Raw genomic sequence first — 5,085 nt, forward strand, 5'->3', positions numbered from 1 at the left:
GCTTCAGTCGCTTGCCCAGTTCCCCTTCCCGTTTGAACAACGTCACCTTCTTGGGGTCTTCGGCCCAGCGGGACCGGAGGACCTTGATTCCCACCATTTGTCCGTCTTCGACATTGCATCCGCGAAATACCCGCGCGAAGCTGCCTGAGGCGTTGCGATAGAGCAGTTTGAACTTGCCCAGTAAGAGTCCTTCGAGGTCGCGCTTCAGCAGCTTTGCGACCTGGTAAGGTGTCAGCGCATGGGCGGCTTCCAGTTCCCGGATCAGGCCGTCAATGCTTTGTCCGCGCGACTGCAAGCGAACCATACACTGTTGCAGTTGCGTCGGGTCAACCAGTTTGGTTTTCAGCAGGTAGTTCTGAAAGTTCTGAAGGCTCGAAAAGTGCATTACTGATTCTATCCACAATCTTCCCGGATGTCCGACACGGTGCTGTTCTTATGGCTCCTCTGATTGACTTCGTTGGACAAGGCTTGGAAAGAAGCATCGGATTTTTTTGATTAACTTCTTCCCTGCCGGATTGTGCAGATCAATGAGTTGTTACAGAAGAAGGGAATCAGATTGCCAATCTGAGTTTTCAGCAGAGGTAATCAAGCCGGTCGATGCCCCCCGTGATATCCTGACCGAGCTGGTCGATCCGTGCTCCCGTACTCAGCTTCGATGATGTTGACGGTTTTTGAGTCTTGATGAGCTCTCAAGAACGCGAAGTCGGATTGGTGGAACGGTGCCGATCTGGACGCACTACAGATCAACCTGTTTGATATCAAACAACGTTTCCAGCCGCGTCATACGCAGGACCTCGCGGACGTCGTCCGATGGGTTGTACAGTTCGACCCGACCGACTCTGTTCCGCAGCGACATCAACACCCCCAGCATTCCGCTGGGGACGAGCGTGACTCCAGTCAGATCAAATGCCAGCACCTTACACTGGGACTCTTCCACCAGCTTAAAGAGCTGTTCGCGATAGGCGGCGATACAGACTTCGTCGGGAACGTCTTGTCCCCCGAAGCCCACGACCGTCAACTCACCGGTCTGGTAGACCTTGAGGATATTTGGGTCTTTTAGTTCACGTGTTTTCACTACAGAGTCGCCAGCCGTGGCTTCATCTTCATCATGAATACTGTCGCTCATTGGAAAGCTCCTCGTTGTGAAGGAAGTCGTCATGAACTGACCGGGCGAAAGATCGAATATAACGCTCCTGTATTTTCCACGCCACAAGCGACGATACGTCAATCCGGACGTGTGAAAATGCGGTTTAGATGGTGAATATTATTCTTGTTGTAGCGATCGTAGCTTTGCTGGGCCGTACAATCCAAAACGGGACGCCGCAGTCGACGCTGTGATCTGCCGCAAGGCGTTATTTGGCGGGCGTGGTAACCTGGGATCTGCCGTCATCCTGAGGGTAGACGAGCAACCTGTCGTGCGCCAGCAGGATCAGATCGGGAAGGCCATCCCCGGTGACATCGGCAATCATCGCTTCGCGGGGTTCTGCGTCCTTGGCGTCGTCATCGCCCCGAAATGACTTCTGTTCGTACACCCGGAAATAGAGGGCGTGCTGGAGACCTGTTTCGGGCCGATACTGGATGATCTCGATGAAATGACTGCGGGTGTCGGTCATGGCCAGGTCGATGTGTCCGTCACCATTCAGGTCTCCCGCGACCACGTCGGTAGGGAAGACCTTGTCGAGCTGACTTTCGAATGCGGCCAGTTCTTTCAGCGCGGGGGAGGTTCCCCCAGCGAACAGCACGGCGAATTTGTCAGTCCCGAACAGGACCAGATCGTCATGCTTGTCGCCATTCAAATCGGCGACCTTCAACGACTTCAAAGGAAACTCGCCGATATCAATTTCCTTCCAGGGCTCGTATCCGGATTCGGCCTTCTTGAGGATTCTCAGCTTGCGCAGTCCGCCATCGACCAGTGCGATTTCGGGTTCACCTTCCCCGTTCAAGTCAACGATGGCTCCGGCCACCATCCGGGCATTGGATTCCGTCACGTTGAACTGATCTGCCACTTCCCAACGCTTCTGCGGGCTGAGAACCATATGCCGGGCGAAGTTTTCCTGCGTGACCAGCAGGCCCTTTTTCCCGCCCAGCGAGCAAAGGCTGACAGCCCCTGCTGCGACGGTTCCCGCACCCAGATTGCCGGTCGTGACGAGTTCAATCGGAATTCCCTCAGTGGTGAAGCCGAACAACTGAGGCGGCTTGGAACCTTGCAGGATGAGGAATTCGGGGCGTTCGTCTCCAAAAACATCCGCCAGCAACAGTCGCTCGGGCGTCCCCTTCAGGTCGAGCGGGAACGAGGTCTTGTCGCCAAATTTCACGGCCTGCCATTCGTCTTTCCCCAGACGCTTCATCGCCTGAAGTGAGTACTCGGTGGTTCGGTCCTTCTTGGTTTTGGCGATGAAGATGACTTCCACTTTGCCGTCCCCATCCAGGTCGACGAGTTCGATAACGGAGGGATCCGCCTCGGTGGGAATGGACTGAGGAAACGTCAGTCGATCTTCGGCAAACTGGCTGACGCCCAGTGTTTTTTCTGTGTTACTATGAACGACCAGATCGGCGGTGCCGTCTCCATCCAGATCTGCCGCACGGATCTGATCAGTGCCGGTCAAGCTGGAGTAGGGGGTGCCCATGTCCAGTCCCTGTCCTTTGTGCTGCGTAAACAGGAGCACGCGCGAGGCATCAGGATCGGTTACCACCAGGTCGCTCAGCCCATCCCCGTTGAAGTCGCCGATCGCCAGGTCACGGTTGTTGCCGGAACCAAGCTTGCCGAAACCGAATTGAATCAACCGTTCGGGCAGTTCATTTTCCGACAGCTTTTTCTGTTCGACATTCAGCAGCTTCAGCCGCCCGGTTCGGGAATCGATCGTCAGGATCTCGTGTCCCGGCTTTCCGTCGACATCGCGAAGTGACACGGCGCGGGGGCGTTCGAGATCGAATACATATTCCGGTCCAAGCTGACCGTTCGACTGTTGCAGTCGCGCGCCGAGGACGCGGTTTAAGCCATCTCCGGCGAGGTAGCACAAGTCGAGGCGTCCGTCACCGTCCAGGTCTGCGATTTGAGCCAGACCCAGCTTGTCGGACGTATTCATCAGCCGCTTGGGTGCGCTGAGCGTTCCTTTTTCATTCTGGTAGAGAAGGATCGTTTCATGCTTCCCCAGGATCACCAGATCATCCAGGCCATTCGCATCCAGGTCACCCGCCGTCAAGAACCACTGCGTGGGAGCCACGTCGGGAATTCGCTGCTGCTTTTTCTCGGTCCAATCACCGGTGACAGGCTGATAGCGGATCACGAGTTGATCGGGCAATCCGAAATAGACGATGTCGACTCGCCCATCCCCGTTGAAATCACCCAAAGTCAAAGCCGCGACATCGTGATCAACGGGAAGCTTCTTGTGTTCATACCGCCAGTCGTTGTCGATCAGATTGACATCATCCCGACCGGCCCGGGTCTCTTTGGTTGCAGGTTGCTTGCCGCGCTGCAGCAACAGGTCGAGACGACTATGGCTGTTGTCAACGAGAATCATGTCTGTCAGACCGTCATGATTGAGATCGCCAGTCAGCAGATTTCCCGATCTCTCAGCCAGTTTGAAAACTTCCAGCGGCCGAAATCCGTAGTACTTCGCGAGTTCGGATTCCTGGGCAGAAGCCGTTCCGGCCAGTGCTCCGATCAGAGCGATCAGCGCAACCCAGCGAGAGGGATATGTCAGCATGAATTCCATCCTTCTGTCTTCAGCTTCTAGAATGCAAGGGTCAAGATAGAGTAATCAGGAAGGGGGAGGGGCGATAGAGAAAAGGCGCATCCTGGCTGTGAGAATTCTCTTGGGGCAAATCGTATCGGCCAGGAGATCGGACCGAACTGCTGGAGGGATCGCAACGTGACCTCATCGGAGACCTGGGGCGGGGCACTCTTCTTATACTTGTGTGAGACGACGACGCTCTGATTGACTCGAGCGGATGCTTGCACCCGGGTGAAATTCTGGTTCATCTGCGCGGGGCCTCAATCAGGCCGCGTTACCTTGCGAGAACCGGTGTGACGCACTGCACAAAAAAATCCCGTCTACCGCCAGGTTGGGCAGCAAACGGGATCTCTCTTGAGAAGTTGCTTCTCAGTTGAGGTCGTTTAGCTCAGGGAATCTGCTTCGGCAGCGGGCGCAGTTCCAGGCGACGAACATACATCTCGGCTCCTTCGGTCTGGAGCAGCAGCTTGCCGTTGGTGGGGTAGACATCTTCGGCCCGGTTCACGATGACACCATTGACGCGGTAGACCAGTTTGTCCCCTTTGACAAAGCATTCGAGGGTGGTCCATTCCTGTCCGGGGCTGTCCGGGTCTTTGGCTCCGCGGAATCCGACGACGTCTTTCCAGTCTGGATCACGGCCAAACCAGTTGATGCGGCCGGAAGTGAATTTCTTCTTCTCTCCCTTTGGATCCCAGACCGGTTCGCCATCGCGATCGTACGAGACCGTGGCCGATGCGCTGGCTTCGATGAGCTTTCCATTTTCGTCTTTTCCCTGGAGGACCAGGATATCGCCGACGCCCCCTTCGATGATCTGGCATTCGACGGACGTCATCCACGGGCCGGGCTTGTCCCCACTGCCGCCAAAGTTGCCGTCAGGTCCTTTGCAGTGGAGCAGCAGGCCGCCGTCACGAGCCGCTTTGACGCGATTCTGCCAAGTCTTCGTTCCCCAGCGGTATTCGAGCACCAGGTGGTAGTCGGCATATTCTTTTCGTGTGATCACGCCGCCGTAGCCGTCTCCGGAAATCCGAAGGGTTCCGTCGGGCTGAAGCGTGAATACGCCTCGCGGGTCTTCATGAAGGTCGTCTGTCAGCCACGTGTACCAGTCCTTCGTCAGCTCTTTGCAGGGGAAGAGTTGAATCGTCTCCTTGGGGACTACCACCCCTTCCGCCCGGGCATCGGCGGCCGATGTGAGAGAGGGCTGGAGGACCAGCAGGGAGAGGAGCGCGATGCTCAACCAGCGTAGACTTGGCATTTCATCAATTTCCTGTTCAATCGATCGCTGCAACGGGAATCCGAAGAACCCCAACGGTTCAACGAGAGTTCCGCTGCGAAAAGGGGAGGCATTTTCATC

3 protein-coding genes and 1 pseudogene are annotated in these 5,085 nt (G+C 56.1%); all 4 read right to left on the minus strand.

Annotated elements, in window-relative coordinates:
* A pseudogene (locus VGE80_RS24835) lies at positions 1-385 on the minus strand (serine/threonine protein kinase); the annotation flags it as partial.
* A 351-nt stretch (positions 386-736) separates the two neighbouring features.
* Positions 737-1,126, minus strand: a complete 390-nt coding sequence (locus VGE80_RS24840; RefSeq protein ID WP_373653758.1) for an STAS domain-containing protein — start codon at positions 1,124-1,126, stop codon at positions 737-739.
* 226 nt (positions 1,127-1,352) lie between these two features.
* A complete protein-coding gene (locus tag VGE80_RS24845; RefSeq protein WP_373653757.1) occupies positions 1,353-3,707 on the minus strand; it encodes an FG-GAP repeat domain-containing protein in 2,355 nt (784 codons plus the stop codon).
* A gap of 415 nt (positions 3,708-4,122) precedes the next feature.
* The coding region (locus tag VGE80_RS24850; RefSeq protein ID WP_440594525.1) for a 3-keto-disaccharide hydrolase at positions 4,123-5,085 on the minus strand (963 nt) is incomplete at its 5' end.

Origin of the sequence: Schlesneria sp., from assembly GCF_036405755.1 — a bacterium.
Classification (GTDB): domain Bacteria; phylum Planctomycetota; class Planctomycetia; order Planctomycetales; family Planctomycetaceae; genus Schlesneria; species Schlesneria sphaerica.